Below are 16,138 nucleotides of genomic sequence, written 5' to 3'. Positions count from 1 at the left end.
CCTAAAGCGCGTCGCGTGGATCCGTTTCCACGCGACGCGCTTTAGGCGCACGAACGATCAAGTGCTGTTCCCCTCGAAGGGGCACGGTGGCATCTTTCATTCAGGCGCGAAGGAGATCCGGACATGACCGAAAGCGATGCGCAGGACGGCAAATCCGCCTCCGAGCTGATCGACGCACGGATCAAGGAACTTGACGACTGGCGTGGCGAGACGCTTGCTCGACTTCGCGCCCTGATCAGGCAAGCCGCGCCCGAAGCCTCAGAAGCCTGGAAATGGCGCGGCGTGCCGGTTTGGGAGGATGCCGGCATGATCTGCACCGGCGAGACCTACAAGGCCGTCGTCAAGCTGACCTTCGCCAAGGGCGCAGCGCTGCCGGACCCCGCGAAACTTTTCAACTCCAGCCTCGAAGGCAACACAAGGCGCGCCATCGACTTCGGCCAAGGCGACGCTATCAACGAAGAAGCGCTCAAAGCCCTCGTTCGCGCGGCCGTGGCCCTGAACAAGGCCAAGCCCAGGCGCTGAAGCGCCAGAAGGCCGACGACCTCTCCAGACTTACGCGGAGCCTCCGCCAGCCTGCCGCTCGAGCATGATGGTCGGGTTGTCATGGTAGGTGGTGCGCAGGATTTCGCGGTAGCCGTTCTTCTGCGCTACCCGCAGCGAAGCGCCGTTTTCGGGATCGATGATGCAGACGGTCCGGCTAGGCGCGAAGACTTCGTCGGCCCAGGTGACGATGCGCCCGACGACTTCGCTGGCCAGTCCCTTGCCGTGCACTTGCGGAGCGAAAGCCCAGCCGGCCTCCGGCAGGCCTTCGATCGACGGCACGATTTCGCGCTTCAAATCGTGGAAGCCGGCCTCGCCGATGAACTGGCCGCTGGCCTTGTCCTCGACCGCCCAAAAACCCTTGCCGAGCAGCGACCATAGGCCGGCATGGCGCAGGAAGCGCATCCAGCTTTCCTCGCGGGTGCGCGCCTTGCCGCCGATGAACCGAGCGGTGATCGGATCGGCCCACATGGCGGCATAGGTGTCGAAATCGCCGAGCCGGTGCGGCCGCAGAACGGTCCGCGCCGATTCGAGGATTGGCACGCCGGCTTCCTTCTTGATGGTCATCGGCTTCGCCTTTTGTTGAGTGGGCAGCACTGAGCAAGCCGACGCCGTTGTGCAAGAGCCAGGACAATACGGCCGCTCTTCCAGGGACGGCGGCCGGGTGTCAGCCGTGCCAGGCCATGTTCATGTAAACACCGCCACGCTCGAGTTCGTCGAGCATCTGGTCGACGCGCTTTTGCTTTGTATCCGGCCGCTTGGCGCGTGATATCCAGCCAAGATAATCGTTCTTCTGGTAGTCCGGCCGTGCCTCATAGGCGGCCGTCAGCCCGCGCTCGGTCAGCGCGTTGCGGACATCGTCCGGCATCGGGTTCAGGGCACGTTTCAATCCGCTCATGACCTCAGCAATAGACTGTCAGTTGATGGCGTCAACCGAACGGCGCGCCGCGACCTCTTCTGGGATTCTTGGGTCACAGTGATATTCTGGGCACGGGATGCGGCGCGCCCAACCCTCTCGGCGCGCGGCTGGATGAGGAGACAGCATGGATACCACCGACCTTCTGCTGGCGATTGCCCATCACTTGCTGGTGTTCTCGCTGGCCGGCATCATCGGCGCCGAATTCGTGCTGATCCGTGGCGATCTGCCGGCCGCCACGCTCAAGCGCCTGGCCGGTATCGACCGCCACTATGGCATCATCGCCACGCTCATCGTGGTCATCGGCATCTGCCGGGTGTTCTTCGGGCTCAAGGGCTGGGAATTCTACGTTTACAATTGGGTGTTCTGGGCCAAGATGGTGGCCTTCATAATCGTCGGCCTGCTGTCGATCATCCCGACCGTGCGCTTCGTCTCCTGGAACCGGCAGGCGAGCGGCAACCCGTCCTTCTCGGTGCCGGCCGGGGAACTTGCTTCGGTGAAGAGCTACATCCGGGCCGAAGGCGCCATCTTCCTGCTTATTCCGGTCTTCGCCGCGGCGATGGCGCGCGGCTATGGCTACTGAACCTCCGCGGCAACCGTCTCCTTCAACGGCGCGATCGGCACCAGCGGCGCCGGCAGGTCGGTGGTCTTTTCCGGAGATTTGCAGATGTCGGCAATGACGCAGGCCGGGCAGTCGGGCTTGCGCGCCTTGCAGACATAGCGGCCATGCAGGATCAGCCAGTGATGCGCATGGCGCATATATTCGGCGGGGATGACTTTCAGCAGCCCCGCTTCGACCTGCTCCGGCGTCTTGCCGGGCGCCAGGCCGATCCGGTTGCCGATACGGAAGATATGCGTGTCGACCGCCATCGTGTGCTGGCCGAAGGCGACGTTGAGCACGACATTGGCGGTCTTGCGCCCGACGCCGGGCAGTTTCACCAGCTCATCGCGTTTCTCCGGCACTTTGCCACCATAGTCGTCGATCAACGTCTTCGACAGCGCAATCACGTTCTTGGCCTTGTTGCGCCAGAGCCCTATGGTGCGGATCAAGTCACCGACCTTGGCCTCGCCCATGGCAAACATCTTTCGCGGTGTATCGGCGGCCTTGAAAAGCGCCTTGGTCGCCTTGTTGACGCCGACATCGGTCGCCTGCGCCGACAGCACCACGGCAACCAGCAGCGTGAAGGCGTTGACATAGTCGAGTTCGCCTTTCGGCTCGGGCCGCTGCACGGAAAACCGCCGGAAAATCTCATGCACCTCTGCGGCGCTGTAGAGCGAGCGAGCAGCATTCTTTCGCGGCCGTCGGACGTCCGCGCGGCCGCCGCTCGAAGCGGATGTCGGTGGTTTTTTGACAACCATGGATTTTTTCGACTTGGGAGGTGCCATGTCCCCTCCTATAATAGTCCCTCATGAGCGACACAAACGCCTCATTCGATGCCGACGAGCCATTCTTCCAAGCCTTGCTGACACCACACCGTTCGCTTGGCCGCACCGGCTTCCTGATCCTGATGGGAGCCCTTCTGTTCGGCTGGGCTGTCACCGGCGCCTTTTTCCTGTCACATGGCGCTTGGCCGGTGTTCGGCTTCTTCGGCCTCGACGTGATTGCCGTCTACATCGCTTTCCGCGCCAATTACCGCGCCGCACGCGCCCGCGAAGAAATAACTGTGTCGCGCACCAGCCTCGACATCCGCAAGACGGCACCTTCCGGCCGCTCGGAGGCGCATCATTTCAATCCGTTCTGGACGCGGTTTTCGATCGCGCGGCATGCCGAGATCGGCATCACCAAAATGGCCGTGGAAGCGCAAGGCAAGAGCGTCGCGATCGGCGGCTTCCTCGATCCAGATTCCGCGAGAGCTTTGCCATGGCCTTTTCACGAGCGCTGGCAAAAGCTCGATCCTGACTTGAATAGATACTCCTTTTCTGTTTCCATCACTGGTCGGGTAGAATGGGAGGAAAATCATGGTAGATCGCTACACGAAGTTTGTTCTAACTTTAATTGGCGTTATGTTATGTGTGATTTCAATTCAGCTATCGCTTCATGATGCATTCGCACAGAATAGAAATTCTTCAAACAGAGGGTGTGGATGGACACTTGAGGAAGCTTGTTTTGTAACGACTCAACAATATAACAGCTATTCGGATGGCGATTCAACGCGACTGAGAGTCTACGGTCACTAAACAGACTTACGTTCTATTCAGAACCGATAGCGCAACAGCCTGCCCACCTTGCGCAACGGCGGGATGATTTTCCAAAGGCCGACGAAAAGCCTCGCCGACCAGCTGATGCGAGCGCCCTGTTGCAACTTGTAGCGTGGAACCTCCTCGACAAAGCGCAGCTTCGGAACTACCTGTTCCAGGTCGCGCGGATCCTCGATCGCCCAATGGACTTCCGCGCCCGTTGCCTTGATGGCCGGACTGAGGCGCATCAGCTTCAGGCCGAGATGGCTGTAGGCGTCGAACATCAACTCGCCACCGGCCAGATGCGAGACCAGCCGCGACAGCAGACGCGGTCCCTCCTCGGCGGGGAGATAGGGCGTCAGTCCCTCCGCCACGACGATGGCCGATCGGTTGCGGGGTATCTCGGCCAGCCAATCCGGATCGGTCACAGATGAGGCGACGAGGTGATAATTGTCGCGCGACGGGTAAAGCCTGCGCCTGATCTCGATGACCTCCGGGTAGTCGACATCGAACCAGCCGACGTCCTTTGGCGGATCCACCCGGAAGATGCGCGTGTCGAGCCCGCATCCCAGATGCAGCACGATCGCATCCGGGTTTCTGGCGAGGAAATCCTGAACGGTCGTATCCAGCGTCTTCGCCCTGATGGCAAAGCCCAGTCCAAGGTTGGCGTCGACCTTGAGTCTGGAGAAATCGTAATCGATCTTCTTCACCGCCTCGTCGGCGAAGCGGTCCTTGAGCAGCGAATGCGGCAGCCGGCTCTCCAGCGCCTTGCCGTAGAGCGTCATCAGCAAGGTCTCCCTCGCGCCGGTCAGATTGACCTTTTCGCCGGCCATGAATCGTCCCTTTCAGATCGAGCCCATTCTATCTGGGCGGGTTCGGCGGGAAGGCAAGTTTCGGGTGGTTGCAAAGCCGGGGAAGAACGATATTCGCGGTCAAGGAGATATTGCCATGAACGCTCAGATGACCATGAATACGCAGATGAAACCGACAGCGATCCTTGGGAACGACATCACGCCGGAAGGCGGCGACTATGAAGTGGTGCGCCGCGCCATCGAGAAGATCAGCCTCGACTATCGCGACCAGCCCTCGCTGGAGGTGCTGGCCGAGGAAGTCGGCGAGACGCCGACCGGCCTGCAGAAACTGTTCACTCGCTGGGCCGGCCTGTCGCCGAAAGCTTTCCTGCAGGCGGTGACGCTCGACCATGCGCGCAAGCTGCTCGATTCCGGCATGCCGCTGTTGGAGACGTCGTTCGAGCTCGGCATGTCGGGCCCGGGCCGGCTGCACGACCTCTTCGTCACGCATGAGGCGATGTCGCCCGGCGACTACAAGACCCGCGGCGCCGGCCTTACCATCCGCTACGGCTACCATATCTCGCCCTTCGGCATCGCGCTGATCATGGTCACCGATCGCGGGCTCGCCGGCCTCGCCTTCTGCGATGCGGGTGGCGAGCGGGCCGCCTATGCCGACATGTCCGGCCGCTGGCCGAACGCGACCTATGTCGAGGACATGTCCGCCACCCAGCCCTATGCGGCGCGCGTCTTCGACCCGACGCAGTGGCGCGCCGAGCAGCCGCTGCGCGTGGTGATGATCGGCACCGATTTCCAATTGCGCGTCTGGGAAGCGCTGCTGCGCATCCCGATGGGCAAGGCCTGCACCTATTCCTCGATCGCGGCAAGCATCGGCCATCCCAGCGCCAGCCGTGCGGTGGGTGCGGCGGTCGGCGCCAACCCGATGTCCTTCGTCGTGCCCTGCCATCGGGCGCTCGGCAAATCGGGTGCCCTCACCGGTTACCACTGGGGGCTGACGCGCAAACGCGCCATCCTCGGTTGGGAAGCCGGCCAGGTAAGCTGAAAGATCGATTTTTCGCCAATTTGTTACGGAAAGCCGAAAGTCGCAATATAAACAAATATAAATTGGCAAAATCAGCTCTTTTATATAAAATACAACCGGCGACAACCTCTGGTTTCGCTGGTTTGTTTTTCAGAGTTACTTATTCGTGTTATTTCAGTTAACGCTAAATTAACCATGATAAATGGATGATGCCCCGACATTTAGCTGGACGTTCGGCTTGAAAGAGGGGTCTCGATGAAATTCGCTCGCGGCGCAATCGGTGCGGCCCTGCTGGTCGGCTGCGCCGGGGAGACGGCATCGGCCGCTGCCACGGAAACGTCCTTTTCAACGGCTCCATCACAGCCACCTGCACGCTGACGGTCAACTCCAACGGCACCATGACCGTCAGCAACAATCTGCAGTCCTTGAGCTCGCACAATGCAGGCGGTTCGGCCGGCAGTGTCCAGGTCGACACGACGGGTGGCGTCCAGCTCAGCGTCGATCCCGTGACGACCACGACGGTGCCGGCAAGCGACACCACGGCAACCACCTGGACGCCGACCTTTGCCACCACCGGAGCCCAGACGATCGCCGAAACCGGCACCGCGACGGCGCTCACCGCGCCCGGGACGTCGACAATTGCGGTCAACCTCGCCGGCACCAAGGGCGGCACCAACCGATTTTCCGCTGGCAATTACCAGGCGACCGTGACGGTCCGCTGCGAATAGTCGCGAAAGGAGCGATGCTTGACAAAGCTTCGGGTTGTTCTGGCCTTTGTGGCCATCGGTCTTGGCCCGCTGCCGGCGACCGCCCAATCGATGACGCCGATGCGCGGCGAGGTGAGGTCCTTCACCGACGCTTTCGCCGTCCGGGTCTTCCCGGGCAATCCTTACGACCAGCGCATACGGGTCGAGGTCCATGTCTACGACCAGGATTTTCAGCCCATCCATGCGCAGATCTCACCAAGCGCCTTCCTTCTCGCCGGGCAGGCATCGCGTCCGGTGCTCGTGGTCGTGCCGTTCGACGGCGCCAACGAACGTAAAGTGCGTATCTGTACCGAGAGTATCCCCTTTCCAGGCGAGCAGACGCAGATAAGGGCGCAGATATGCGGCAAGTTTTTCGGGCATCGCAGGTTCTGACCCTTTCGTTGCTGACCGTGCTTTCGGTCGAGCGTCCGGGTTTTGCCGAGGATGTCTATAATCTCAACCAGAACCAGACCGGCTTCACCTTGCCGGGTGTCACCTTGCCGCAAGGCCAGGACGAGGTTCATGCGTCGGACGGCACCACATGCCGCTCGGCCGTTTCGGGCTCGGGCGCCTATTTCGACCTCGGCGTGATCCACGGCAACACCCCGTCGAACAACGACCTCGCCACCTATGGCCGCGTCGTCATCCCGATCGGACGCACGCCCAAGCGCTTGGATTGCAGCCGCCTTTACGAGTTGGAAGTCGAACGCCTGCAGATGGAGCTGAAACTGCTCAAAATGGGCCTGGCGCCCGACGGTCAAACTGGCAGCCTGACCACCGGCAGCGTGGCTTCCAAACCCCAGGCCGCATCGGCGGGATGGGCAAACGAGGGCTGGAGCATCAGAGGCACAAGCGGCGATGTCCGGAAAAAGAAGAAGAAATAGCGCGCTGCTCGTCGCAGCCGCGCTGACGACTTTGTGCGGGCCCGCCCACGCGGCGATCATCGGCACCTGCACGATCATGATCGGCGCCTCGGGGACGATGAAGGCAAACGTCAACATCAACACATTCGGCTCGAAGCAGGCCGGCGGATCGAGCGCCAACGCCACGATCATGGCGAACTCGTTGCTTTGCAGCTTGCTCAACCTGCTTGACTGCTATTCCGTTTCGGCGCCGGCGCCGATCGCTTTCACGTCCGCCCCGAGCGGCGGCGACACCAACGTCACCTTCGCCACCGTCTACCGCCTTGACGGCTCGGGGGCGGACGTAGCGGGCAGTTCGGCGCAGAAGCTGACCAACGGCACCCACACGCTCCAGGTCGACCTTACCGCCACGAAATCGCCCGGCATCTTCCCGGCGGGCAACTATCAGGGCACGGTCACCGTTCGCTGCGAATGAAGCTGTGGGCGACAACGCGCACAGCCGACGGAGCGTTTCCCTGTTTGCCTGAAACGCTCTAGCCTCCCGCGTAATCACTTGTGTAAAGCAAGCACTTGGAGCGGACCTGCTTTCAATCGAAAGCTGGGCGGCTCGGTCAGGAGGCACTTCTTGATTATCGTTGTCGGCTCGATCAACCTCGATCTCATCGCCAATGTCGACCGCTTGCCGGCGCCCGGCGAGACGGTGCGCGGCTCCGGTTTCACCACTGCGCCCGGCGGCAAGGGCGCCAACCAGGCGCTGGCCGCCGCGCGCGCCGGCGCTGCGGTGCGCATGGTGGGCGCGGTCGGCAAGGACAGCTTTGCCACTGATGCGCTGGCGCTGCTCAAGGCCGGCAATGTCGATCTTTCCGGTGTCGGCGAAAGTTTTGCCTCGACCGGCACGGCGCTGATCCTGGTCGGCGCCGATGGCGAGAACGTCATCGCCGTGGTGCCGGGCGCCAACGATTCGGTGCTGCCCGGCGACATGTCCAAGGCCTTTCTGAAAAAGGGCGACGTCGTGCTCCTCCAGCACGAAATCCCGCTGCAGACGGTCGAAGCCGCGCTCGACGCCGCCGGCGCGGCGGGCGCAGTCAGCGTGCTCAACACCGCGCCATTCCTTGCCGAGGCCGCTGGCTTTCTCGGCAAGGCCGATTACGCGGTGGCCAACGAGACCGAATTCGACCTCTATGGCGAGGCGCTGGCTCTGTCCGGGCGCGACCGGCCTGCCCGCATGCGCGACTATGCCAAAAAGACCGGCCGCGCCATCGTCGTCACGCTCGGCGGCGACGGCGTGCTTGCCGCCACGCCCGACGGTTTCCTTACCGTGCCGGCGCTGAAGATCACGCCGGTCGACACGGTCGGTGCCGGCGACACTTTCTGCGGCTATTTCGGCGCCGGCCTGTCGTCGGGTCTTTCACTCGAACAGGCGCTGACGTGCGCGGCCGCGGCCGGTTCGCTCGCCTGCCTGAAGCCCGGCGCGCAGCCGGCGATCCCGTTGGTAAAAGACGTCGACGCGGCCCTGGCGTCGGAGCGATAGCAGCATGCGCCCCATCACAAAACATGCCGTGCCGCAGGCGGGCGACATCTGCCGCCTGTCCGCCGTGGAGCTCGCTGAAGCCATCCGGCATCGCCGCCTGTCGGTGCGCGAGGTGGTTGCCGCTTTCGTCGATCGCATCGAGGCCGTGAATCCGCTGGTCAACGCCATCGTTTCACGGCGCGAGCGCGCCGACGTCCTGGCCGAGGCCGATGCGGCCGATGCCCGGCTGGCGCGGGGCGGCGAGACCGGGGCGCTGTTCGGCCTGCCGATCGCGATCAAGGACCTCGCCCTGACCAAGGGGCTGCGGACCACGTTCGGCTCGCCGATCTTCGCCGACTTCGTGCCGGACGAAGACGAGTTCTTCGTCGAGCGTATCCGCAAGGCCGGAGCCATCATCATCGGCAAGACCAATGTTCCCGAATTCGGGCTGGGCTCCAACACCTACAATCCGGTCTTCGGGCCGACGCTGAATGCCTTCGATCCGGCGCTGACCGCCGGCGGCTCGAGCGGCGGCGCGGCGGTGGCGCTGGCGCTCGACATGGTGCCGGTCGCCGACGGCAGCGATTTCGGCGGCTCGCTGCGCAATCCGGCCGCCTGGAACAATGTCTATGGCTTCCGCCCCTCGCAAGGTCTCGTGCCGGCTGGCCCGGGCTTCGATGTCTTCCATGCCCAGATGGGTGTCGAAGGACCGATGGGACGCAGCGTGCGCGACATCGCGCTGCTGCTCGACGAGCAGGCCGGCTATCACCCGCATGCACCGCTGTCGCATGACAGGCAAGGTTCATTCCTCGAAGGTTTAGCGAGAAAAGCGGCCGGCGGTCGCATCGCCTGGCTCGGCGACCTCGGCGGCCATTTGCCGATGGAGCCGGGCGTCCTCGATCTTTGCGAGGCCTCGCTGGCCCGTTTCGCCGACGCATCGTTCCACAGCGAGGCGCTGGTTCCGGATATCGATTTCGAGGCGCTGTGGCAGGCCTTCGTCATCCTGCGCCAGGCAAGCAGCGGCTGCGGGCTGAAGGCGCATTACGACGATCCGGCAAGACGCGGGCTGCTGAAGCCCGAGGCAATCTGGGAGGTTGAACAGGCGATGCGCCTGAGCGCGCCGCAGGTCCATGCCGCCAGCGTACGACGCACATCATGGCACTGGACGCTGCTGTCGCTGTTCGAGCGCTTCGACCTCATCGCTCTGCCGAGCGCGCAGGTCTTCCTTTCGAAGTCAGCACCCATTGGCCGCGTGAAGTCGCCGGGCGTGCCATGGACAGCTATCACCGCTGGATGCAAGTCTCGGCCTTCGCCACGCTGGGCGGCTGCCCGGCGCTCAACGTGCCGGCCGGCTTCGACAAAAAAGGCCGGCCGATGGGCATGCAGCTGATCGGACGGCCACGCGGCGACCTCGATGTGCTGAGAGCCGGCGCTGCCTATGAGGCGATATTGCCCTGGCAGGTGGGAGCTGCGTAAGCGCATTGCCGGCACCGCTTGCGCCTGCGGCCATGTCGTGCATTGATCCGCCCAGCCACCGCCGCATCGCCTCTATCCATTCCAAGGAAAGACCATGTCGCTGGAACTCTACGCAACCTATGTCGTCGCCTGCATTGTCATCATCCTGGTGCCGGGACCGACGGTGACGCTGATCATCGCCAACAGCATCCGCCACGGCTCGCGCGCCGGGCTTGCCAATGTCGCCGGCACCCAGGCCGGGCTTGCCATTATGATCGCCATCGTCGGCATCGGCCTCAACACGCTGATCGCCGGCATGGGCCACTGGTTCGAATGGGTGCGGCTGATCGGCGCCGCCTACCTGATCTGGATGGGCGTGCAGATGTTCCGCGCCAAGGGCACGCTGGACGCTGACGGCACAGCCAGGAAACCGCGCGGCGGCTTCTTCCTGCAGGGCCTGCTGGTAGCGCTGAGCAATCCGAAGACATTGGTCTTCTTCGGCGCCTTCTTCCCGCAGTTCATCGCGCCGCAAGGCAACTACACGCTGCAGATCGTCGTCATGGGACTGACTGCGATGATCTTCGCCGCCATGTCGGACTCGAGCTACGCGCTTGCCGCCGGCCGCGCCGGGCGCCTGCTGTCGGCCAGCCGCGTCAGGCTGATGTCGCGCATCAGCGGCAGTTTCCTGATCGGCGGCGGCTTGTGGCTGGCGTTCTCCAAGGCGAAGTAATGCTTTCTTCCTTCCCCCTTGTGGGGGAAGGTGGATCGGCGCTTTTGCGCCGAGACGGATGAGGGGTGTTCCAGCGGAGTGAGACGCTGGCTTTCCCTGGAACACCCCTCATCCGTCGCCTGCGGCGACACCTTCTCCCACAAGGGGAGAAGGCAAAAAGGAGCCTCTACAGTCGCCCCAGCCTCTCCACCAGCAACGCAAAGAAGCCATCATGGTCGATGTCGCGCATCACCGTCGCGTTCTTCGCGCGTTTGGTGACACCCCACCAATCGATCACCGTCATGCCCATGGTGAGCTCAGATGAGGTCTCGATGCTGACGTTGCAATCGCGGCCTTTGAACAGCTCGGGCTTGAGCAGATAGGCGATCACGCAGGGGTCGTGCAACGGGCCGCCATCGGTGCCGTATTTCTCCTCGTCGAAGCGCTCGAAGAATTCCAGCATCTCGGCCGTCGCGGTGCCGACCTTGGTGCCGAGCTGACGGAAGGCCTGGATGCGCTTGGACGTGGTCAGCGCCTTGTGCGTGACGTCGAGCGGCATCATGACGAGCGGAATACCCGATTTGAACACCAGGTCGGCGGCCTGCGGGTCGACATAGATGTTGAATTCCGCCGCCGGCGTGACGTTGCCGCCCTCGAAGAAGCCGCCGCCCATCAGCACGATTTCCTTGATGCGCGGCGTGATCCTCGGCTCGCGGATCAGCGCCAGCGCAATGTTGGTGAGCGGACCAAGCACGCACAGCGTGATCGTGCCGCTCGGCTCCTTCATCAGCGTCTCGACGATGAAATCGACGGCATACTGATCCTGAAGCGGCATCTTCGGCTCAGGTAGCTGCGGTCCGTTGAGGCCGGTCTTGCCATGCACTTCCTCGGCGGTGACAAGCTCGCGCGCTAGCGGGCGGATGGCGCCGGCATAGACCTTGATGTCGGGACGGCTGGCCAGTTCGCAGATCTTGCGGGCATTGTTCTGGGTCAGTTTCAGCGGCACGTTGCCGGCAACGGCGGTGATGCCGACGACGTCCAGCTCCGAACTGCCGAGCGCCAGCAGAATGGCGACGGCATCGTCCTGGCCAGGGTCCGTGTCGATGATGATCTTTCGGGATTGGGGCATTTCAATTCCTTTTTGGGGAGTCTTTTTGGGCGGGTTTTAGAGCATGATCCCGAACCGGAGGTCAGCGTTGGCAAAAAAGCGGGAACCGGTTTTCGGACGAGATCGTGCTCCAACGATGAGCTGAATCAGGATGACGGTTCAACGAGATCGGCCTCCTGATTTAGCGGCTTGAACTTGATCGCGCGGCGGACCATATCAAGACCATCGGGAAAAATGCCATCCGGGTTTTTCCAGTTTATGTCGCTCTTGCGAGGACAGTGTAACATGAGCCGAATGACGCCCTTCTCCAGCCCGCTTCTCCTGGGTTTTGACGCTATGGAAAAAACCCTCGAGCGTCTGGCGAAGTCGGGTGACAGCTACCCTCCCTATAACATCGAGCGCCTGAGCGCTGCCGACGGCAAGTCCGAGATGCTGCGCATCACGCTTGCCGTTGCCGGCTTCGCCGAAAGCGACCTCGATGTCACCACGGAGGAAAACCAGTTGATCGTGCGCGGCCGTCAGAGCGACGACACCGAGCGCGAATTCCTCCACCGCGGCATTGCCGCGCGCCAGTTCCAGCGCTGCTTCGTGCTGGCCGACGGCATGCGGGTGATTGCAGCGGAATTGAGGAACGGCCTGCTGTCGGTCGACCTCGACCGGCCCGAGTCCGAGCGGCTGGTACGGAAAATAAATATATCGGTGAAAGACTGATCTTTGCCGATGGCTCTAATGCGGGACGGCCGGAAGCGGCGTTCTCGCGCCAAGGAGGCTTGAAATGACCAGAACTGACGAAACCATCACCATGACCAGCGGCGAATTCGCCCATCTCGGCGAAGGCTCGGTCGCTTACCTGAGAAAAGTGACGAGCGACGATCTGCGCGGCCGTTTCCCGGGCATGGATGAGATCGCTCCCGGCATGGAGTTGTGGGCGCTGTTTGCCGCCAACGGCCAGCCGATCCTGCTGTCGGATGCCCGTGACCGGGCGCTGGCAGGTGCGATGGAAAATGATCTGACCACGGTCGCCATTCACTGACCCTGGTCATCGTCTGAAATCGAAAGGCCGCTCCTGGCGGCCTTTGGAAGCTTTAATCCAAAAACTTCAGCCCGAAAATGTCAGGCCGCGTGCGAGGCCTGCGTATCGGACAGCAGCGCGTGGATAGCCACCGCGTCGCGCGCTCCCCTGATCTTGGCCACCGTATCGGCGTCGCGCAGCACGCGCGCGATGCGCGACAGCGCCTTGAGATGGTCGGCGCCGGCGCCTTCGGGAGCCAAAAGCAGGAAAACCAGATCGACCGGCTGATCGTCCAGCGCCTCGAAATCGACAGGCGTCTCGAGCCTGGCAAAGACGCCAGCGATGCGCTTTACGCCCGCCAGCTTGCCGTGCGGGATGGCGATGCCGTTGCCGACGCCGGTCGAGCCCAGCCGCTCGCGCTGCAGGATGGTGTCGAACACTTCCCGTTCCGGAATCCCCGAAATCGCCGCCGCCCTCTCCGACAGCAATTGCAGAAGCTGCTTTTTGGAATTCGCCTTCAACGTCGGCATGATCGCCGAGACGCTGATGAGATCACTCAGATCCATGCTTGAAAAATCCCTTGCTCGCCTGCCGCGCCAGTCGTCGCCCCCTCGCGCGGCTGGCTTTTTATGCTTGAGCGACTTTGGTCGTCGACGGATCGATCCAGCCGATGTTGCCATCCGGCCGGCGGTAGACGATGTTGAGATGGTCGTTTCCAGCGTTGCGGAAGACGAAAACCGGGCTGTCGCTGGTGTCGAGCTCGATAACGGCCGACGCTACCGACATGGTCCGCAGCGTCATGCTTGATTCGGCGACGATGACCGGCGCGAAGTCCGCCGGAATGTCTTCCTCGTCGTCGGTCAGCGGCGCCATCACCGTGTAGGCGATGTCGGTCGGCTCCTCGCCATTGCCGGTGTTGCGCGACTTCAGCCGGCGCTTGTAGCGCCGCAGCCGCGTTTCGAGGCGCTCGGCGGCGGCCTCGAAGGCAAGCGTCGGATCCTGGGCATCGCCGGTTGCCTGCAGTGAGGCGCCGGAATCGAGCCGCACCATGCAATCGGCCGAAAAACGCGATCCTGATTTGATGACGGTGACATGGCCCGAAAAACCGCGATCGAAATATTTTTCGATCGCCTCGCCAACGCGGTCGTTGATGCGCGTACGCAACGCATCACCGATATCCATGTGTTTTCCCGAAATGCGCAGATTCATCTGAAAACTGACCTTCCTTGCTCAGGCTTCAAACTGTTCCCGAGTTTATACCCGTGGTGCGCGCGCACAAGCTTTGCAGCGGCATGCGCGCCGATTTTAGACCCGAACTTTTCGGTGATCACAAGTCGCCTTCTTGGCCGACGAGGCCTTGTCTGACGGACCCTTTCGCAAGCGTGCATTACCGCCCCGCTCCATGCGGGCGGGCTTCTAGACACTTCATTGCGGCTTGTCAATGAAGCTTAAGAACTGTGGAAAATCCGCAAGTTTTCATACCGGCCAAGCCTTGTTGAGATTCGGGTGATGCCAAGTCCGCAATGATGGTTTCGAGGACCGGACCGCAGCGTATACGAGATATCCGGGACCGGAAGCGCGCAAACCATCATTCGCAGACCGGTATCGCCCGAACAATCGGCGGATCTAGCGGCCTGCGTTGGCGAGCGCACGCTTTTCGCGCCGCCGCTGCACCGAAGAGGGGATGTTCATGCCTTCGCGGTATTTCGCGACGGTGCGGCGGGCAATATCGACGCCATTTTCCTTCAGCATGTCGACGATGGCGTCGTCGGAAAGCACGTCGGCTGGCTTTTCCTCATCGATCATCTGCTTGATGCGGTCGCGCACGGCCTCGGACGAATGCGCTTCGCCGCCGGCAGCCGAGGCGATCGAAGCCGTGAAGAAATAGCGCAATTCGAAGACCCCACGCGGCGTCAGCATGTATTTGTTGGCGGTGACGCGGCTGACGGTCGATTCATGCATGCCGATGGCGTCGGCAACCGTGCGCAGGTTGAGTGGCTTGAGATGACGCACGCCATGGACGAGGAACGCGTCCTGCTGCCGCACGATTTCCGAGGCCACCTTGAGGATGGTCTTGGCGCGCTGGTCGAGGCTGCGCGTCAGCCAGTTGGCGTTCTGCAGGCACTCGGCGAGGAAATCCTTTTCGGCCTGGCCCTTGGTATGGCCAGAAATACGGGCGAAATAGACATTGTCCACCAGCACGCGCGGCAAGGTGTCGGCGTTGAGCTCCACGGCCCAGCTGCCGTCGCTGGCGGCACGGACCTCGACATCGGCAACGATCGCGTCGCTCGCGCCGCCCGAAAACGCCATGCCGGGCCGCGGGTCCAGCGCCCGGATCTCGGCCAGCATGTCGAGAAGATCCTCCTCGTCGACGCCGCAGATGCGCTTCAGCATCTGGAAGTCCCGCCGCGCCAGAAGCTCGAGATTGGCGACCAGCGCTTTCATCGCCGGATCGAGGCGGTCGCGCACCGCAAGCTGCAGCGACAGGCATTCGGCGAGGTCGCGCGCGAAAAGGCCGGCGGGCTCAAAGGTCTGGCAGATTTCGAGCACGCGCGCCACCGCCGCCTGGTCCGTGCCCAGTCGCGCCGCGATCTCATCGAGGCCGGCGCGCAGATAGCCGGTTTCGTCGAGCCCATCGGCAAGTTCGCCCGCGATCAGGCGTTCGCCCGGACCGAGAGCGGCAAGCGCGATCTGTTCGCCGACATGGTCGCGCAGCGTGATCGCAGCCGCGGCCATGTCGCCGACATCGAACCCCTCCGACGAAGTGGCGTTGCCGCTGCCGCCTGAAGCCGACTTCCATTGCGCCGTCAGATCCGGTCCCAGCCTCTCGCTGGTGCCTGGGTCGTCGGGAAACAGGTTTTCCAGCGACGAGTCCAGCTTGTCCGAAATCGCCTCCGCGCTCCACTGTGTCTCGCCTTCGAACCAGTCGCCTTCGGGAGCCTGCTCCTGCGCGGTCTCGTTTTTCTGCGACTGGTCGCTCGCCGCATCGTCCTGCGGCTCTACCCGCTCCAGCAGCGGGTTGCGCTCGATCTCCTCGTCGATGAAGCGCTCGAGCTCGACATGAGTGAGCTGCAGCAGCCGGATCGACTGCATAAGCTGCGGCGTCATCACCAGCGACTGGGATTGTCTGAGCTGCAGTTTGGCTGCCAGCGCCATGGTGGGGTTCAAACGCCTCGTCTACGCATTGGGCCTACGGATTTTCGATCGGGCATAGAAACTGGCCCGGCTTTTGCTTGTCAAGGCAAACGCTAGCAGCCGCGGCTTACCGGAG

19 protein-coding genes and 2 pseudogenes are annotated in these 16,138 nt (G+C 62.7%); 13 read left to right on the top strand and 8 right to left on the bottom strand.

All coding sequences use genetic code 11. From position 1 onward, the window contains the following. The first annotated feature begins 123 nt into the window (after positions 1 to 123). On the top strand, positions 124 to 522 hold the full coding sequence (locus ACVDG8_RS25025; RefSeq protein WP_447250816.1) for a DUF1801 domain-containing protein: 399 nt from the start codon (positions 124 to 126) through the stop codon (positions 520 to 522). Positions 523 to 552: 30 nt separating this feature from the next. Here ACVDG8_RS25025 and ACVDG8_RS25020 read toward each other — a convergent pair whose 3' ends face one another. Together ACVDG8_RS25020 and ACVDG8_RS25015 are read right to left on the bottom strand one after the other, a co-directional pair. Beyond that, positions 553 to 1,107, bottom strand: coding sequence for a GNAT family N-acetyltransferase (locus ACVDG8_RS25020; protein WP_447250815.1), 555 nt, complete (start codon positions 1,105 to 1,107; stop codon positions 553 to 555). 100 nt (positions 1,108 to 1,207) lie between these two features. After that, positions 1,208 to 1,438 carry a YdeI/OmpD-associated family protein gene (locus ACVDG8_RS25015; protein WP_447250814.1) on the bottom strand — a complete coding sequence of 77 codons (231 nt, stop codon included), beginning with the start codon at positions 1,436 to 1,438 and terminating at the stop codon, positions 1,208 to 1,210. Between the two features lie 145 nt (positions 1,439 to 1,583). Here ACVDG8_RS25015 and ACVDG8_RS25010 point away from each other — a divergent pair, with 145 nt between their 5' ends. Continuing rightward, positions 1,584 to 2,039 (top strand): DUF2214 family protein, encoded by a 456-nt coding sequence (locus ACVDG8_RS25010; protein ID WP_447250813.1) that lies wholly within the window; start codon positions 1,584 to 1,586, stop codon positions 2,037 to 2,039. Here the strand turns inward: ACVDG8_RS25010 and nth are convergent. After that, the gene (nth, locus tag ACVDG8_RS25005; protein WP_447250812.1) at positions 2,033 to 2,815 is read right to left on the bottom strand and encodes an endonuclease III; all 783 of its coding nucleotides are present in this window, start codon (positions 2,813 to 2,815) and stop codon (positions 2,033 to 2,035) included. The two genes, ACVDG8_RS25010 and nth, sit on opposite strands and share 7 nt — an antisense overlap. A gap of 50 nt (positions 2,816 to 2,865) precedes the next feature. On the opposite strand from nth, the pseudogene ACVDG8_RS25000 reads away from it, so the two are divergent. After that, positions 2,866 to 3,356, top strand: a pseudogene (locus ACVDG8_RS25000) (DUF2244 domain-containing protein). A gap of 295 nt (positions 3,357 to 3,651) precedes the next feature. Here the strand turns inward: ACVDG8_RS25000 and ACVDG8_RS24995 are convergent. Beyond that, positions 3,652 to 4,467, bottom strand: a complete 816-nt coding sequence (locus ACVDG8_RS24995) for a class I SAM-dependent methyltransferase (RefSeq protein ID WP_447250810.1) — start codon at positions 4,465 to 4,467, stop codon at positions 3,652 to 3,654. A 115-nt stretch (positions 4,468 to 4,582) separates the two neighbouring features. Between ACVDG8_RS24995 and ACVDG8_RS24990 the strand changes: the two genes are divergently transcribed. The 8 genes and pseudogenes from ACVDG8_RS24990 (at position 4,583) to ACVDG8_RS24955 (ending at position 10,768) form a co-directional block, all read left to right on the top strand. After that, a complete protein-coding gene (locus tag ACVDG8_RS24990) occupies positions 4,583 to 5,485 on the top strand; it encodes a methylated-DNA--[protein]-cysteine S-methyltransferase (protein ID WP_447250809.1) in 903 nt (300 codons plus the stop codon). A gap of 377 nt (positions 5,486 to 5,862) precedes the next feature. After that, positions 5,863 to 6,192 (top strand): hypothetical protein, encoded by a 330-nt coding sequence (locus tag ACVDG8_RS24985; RefSeq protein ID WP_455707254.1) that lies wholly within the window; start codon positions 5,863 to 5,865, stop codon positions 6,190 to 6,192. A gap of 18 nt (positions 6,193 to 6,210) precedes the next feature. Beyond that, a complete protein-coding gene (locus ACVDG8_RS24980; protein ID WP_447250807.1) occupies positions 6,211 to 6,603 on the top strand; it encodes a hypothetical protein in 393 nt (130 codons plus the stop codon). After that, complete coding sequence (locus tag ACVDG8_RS24975; RefSeq protein WP_447250806.1) at positions 6,570 to 7,094, top strand: hypothetical protein; 525 nt, start codon at positions 6,570 to 6,572, stop codon at positions 7,092 to 7,094. Before ACVDG8_RS24980 ends, ACVDG8_RS24975 begins: the two co-directional genes overlap by 34 nt. After that, a complete protein-coding gene (locus ACVDG8_RS24970) occupies positions 7,069 to 7,548 on the top strand; it encodes a hypothetical protein (RefSeq protein ID WP_447250805.1) in 480 nt (159 codons plus the stop codon). The genes ACVDG8_RS24975 and ACVDG8_RS24970 overlap by 26 nt, the downstream gene beginning before the upstream one ends. A gap of 150 nt (positions 7,549 to 7,698) precedes the next feature. Then, on the top strand, positions 7,699 to 8,604 hold the full coding sequence (locus ACVDG8_RS24965; protein ID WP_447250804.1) for a ribokinase: 906 nt from the start codon (positions 7,699 to 7,701) through the stop codon (positions 8,602 to 8,604). Positions 8,605 to 8,608: 4 nt separating this feature from the next. Beyond that, a pseudogene (locus tag ACVDG8_RS24960) lies at positions 8,609 to 10,059 on the top strand (amidase). A 94-nt stretch (positions 10,060 to 10,153) separates the two neighbouring features. Continuing rightward, positions 10,154 to 10,768, top strand: a complete 615-nt coding sequence (locus ACVDG8_RS24955) for a LysE family translocator (RefSeq protein ID WP_447250802.1) — start codon at positions 10,154 to 10,156, stop codon at positions 10,766 to 10,768. A 166-nt stretch (positions 10,769 to 10,934) separates the two neighbouring features. Here ACVDG8_RS24955 and ACVDG8_RS24950 read toward each other — a convergent pair whose 3' ends face one another. Then, entirely contained in the window at positions 10,935 to 11,876 is a 942-nt protein-coding gene (locus ACVDG8_RS24950) for a nucleoside hydrolase (RefSeq protein ID WP_447250801.1), read from the bottom strand. A gap of 264 nt (positions 11,877 to 12,140) precedes the next feature. On the opposite strand from ACVDG8_RS24950, the gene ACVDG8_RS24945 reads away from it, so the two are divergent. Together ACVDG8_RS24945 and ACVDG8_RS24940 are read left to right on the top strand one after the other, a co-directional pair. Then, entirely contained in the window at positions 12,141 to 12,566 is a 426-nt protein-coding gene (locus tag ACVDG8_RS24945; RefSeq protein ID WP_447250800.1) for an Hsp20 family protein, read from the top strand. A 64-nt stretch (positions 12,567 to 12,630) separates the two neighbouring features. Then, positions 12,631 to 12,888 carry a BQ00720 family protein gene (locus ACVDG8_RS24940; RefSeq protein WP_447250749.1) on the top strand — a complete coding sequence of 86 codons (258 nt, stop codon included), beginning with the start codon at positions 12,631 to 12,633 and terminating at the stop codon, positions 12,886 to 12,888. An 80-nt stretch (positions 12,889 to 12,968) separates the two neighbouring features. On the opposite strand, the gene ptsN is transcribed toward ACVDG8_RS24940, so the two are convergent. From ptsN to rpoN, 3 genes are all read right to left on the bottom strand, one after another. Next, positions 12,969 to 13,433 carry a PTS IIA-like nitrogen regulatory protein PtsN gene (gene ptsN / locus ACVDG8_RS24935; RefSeq protein WP_447250799.1) on the bottom strand — a complete coding sequence of 155 codons (465 nt, stop codon included), beginning with the start codon at positions 13,431 to 13,433 and terminating at the stop codon, positions 12,969 to 12,971. A 61-nt stretch (positions 13,434 to 13,494) separates the two neighbouring features. Continuing rightward, complete coding sequence (gene hpf / locus ACVDG8_RS24930; protein ID WP_455707253.1) at positions 13,495 to 14,076, bottom strand: ribosome hibernation-promoting factor, HPF/YfiA family; 582 nt, start codon at positions 14,074 to 14,076, stop codon at positions 13,495 to 13,497. A gap of 417 nt (positions 14,077 to 14,493) precedes the next feature. Next, positions 14,494 to 16,023, bottom strand: coding sequence for an RNA polymerase factor sigma-54 (rpoN, locus tag ACVDG8_RS24925; protein ID WP_447250797.1), 1,530 nt, complete (start codon positions 16,021 to 16,023; stop codon positions 14,494 to 14,496). Positions 16,024 to 16,138: the final 115 nt, after the last annotated feature.

It is taken from the genome of Mesorhizobium sp. ORM8.1, assembly GCF_053005525.2.
The sequence above is the reverse complement of the archived record's forward strand: the minus strand, read 5'-3'. Positions and strand labels throughout refer to the sequence as shown.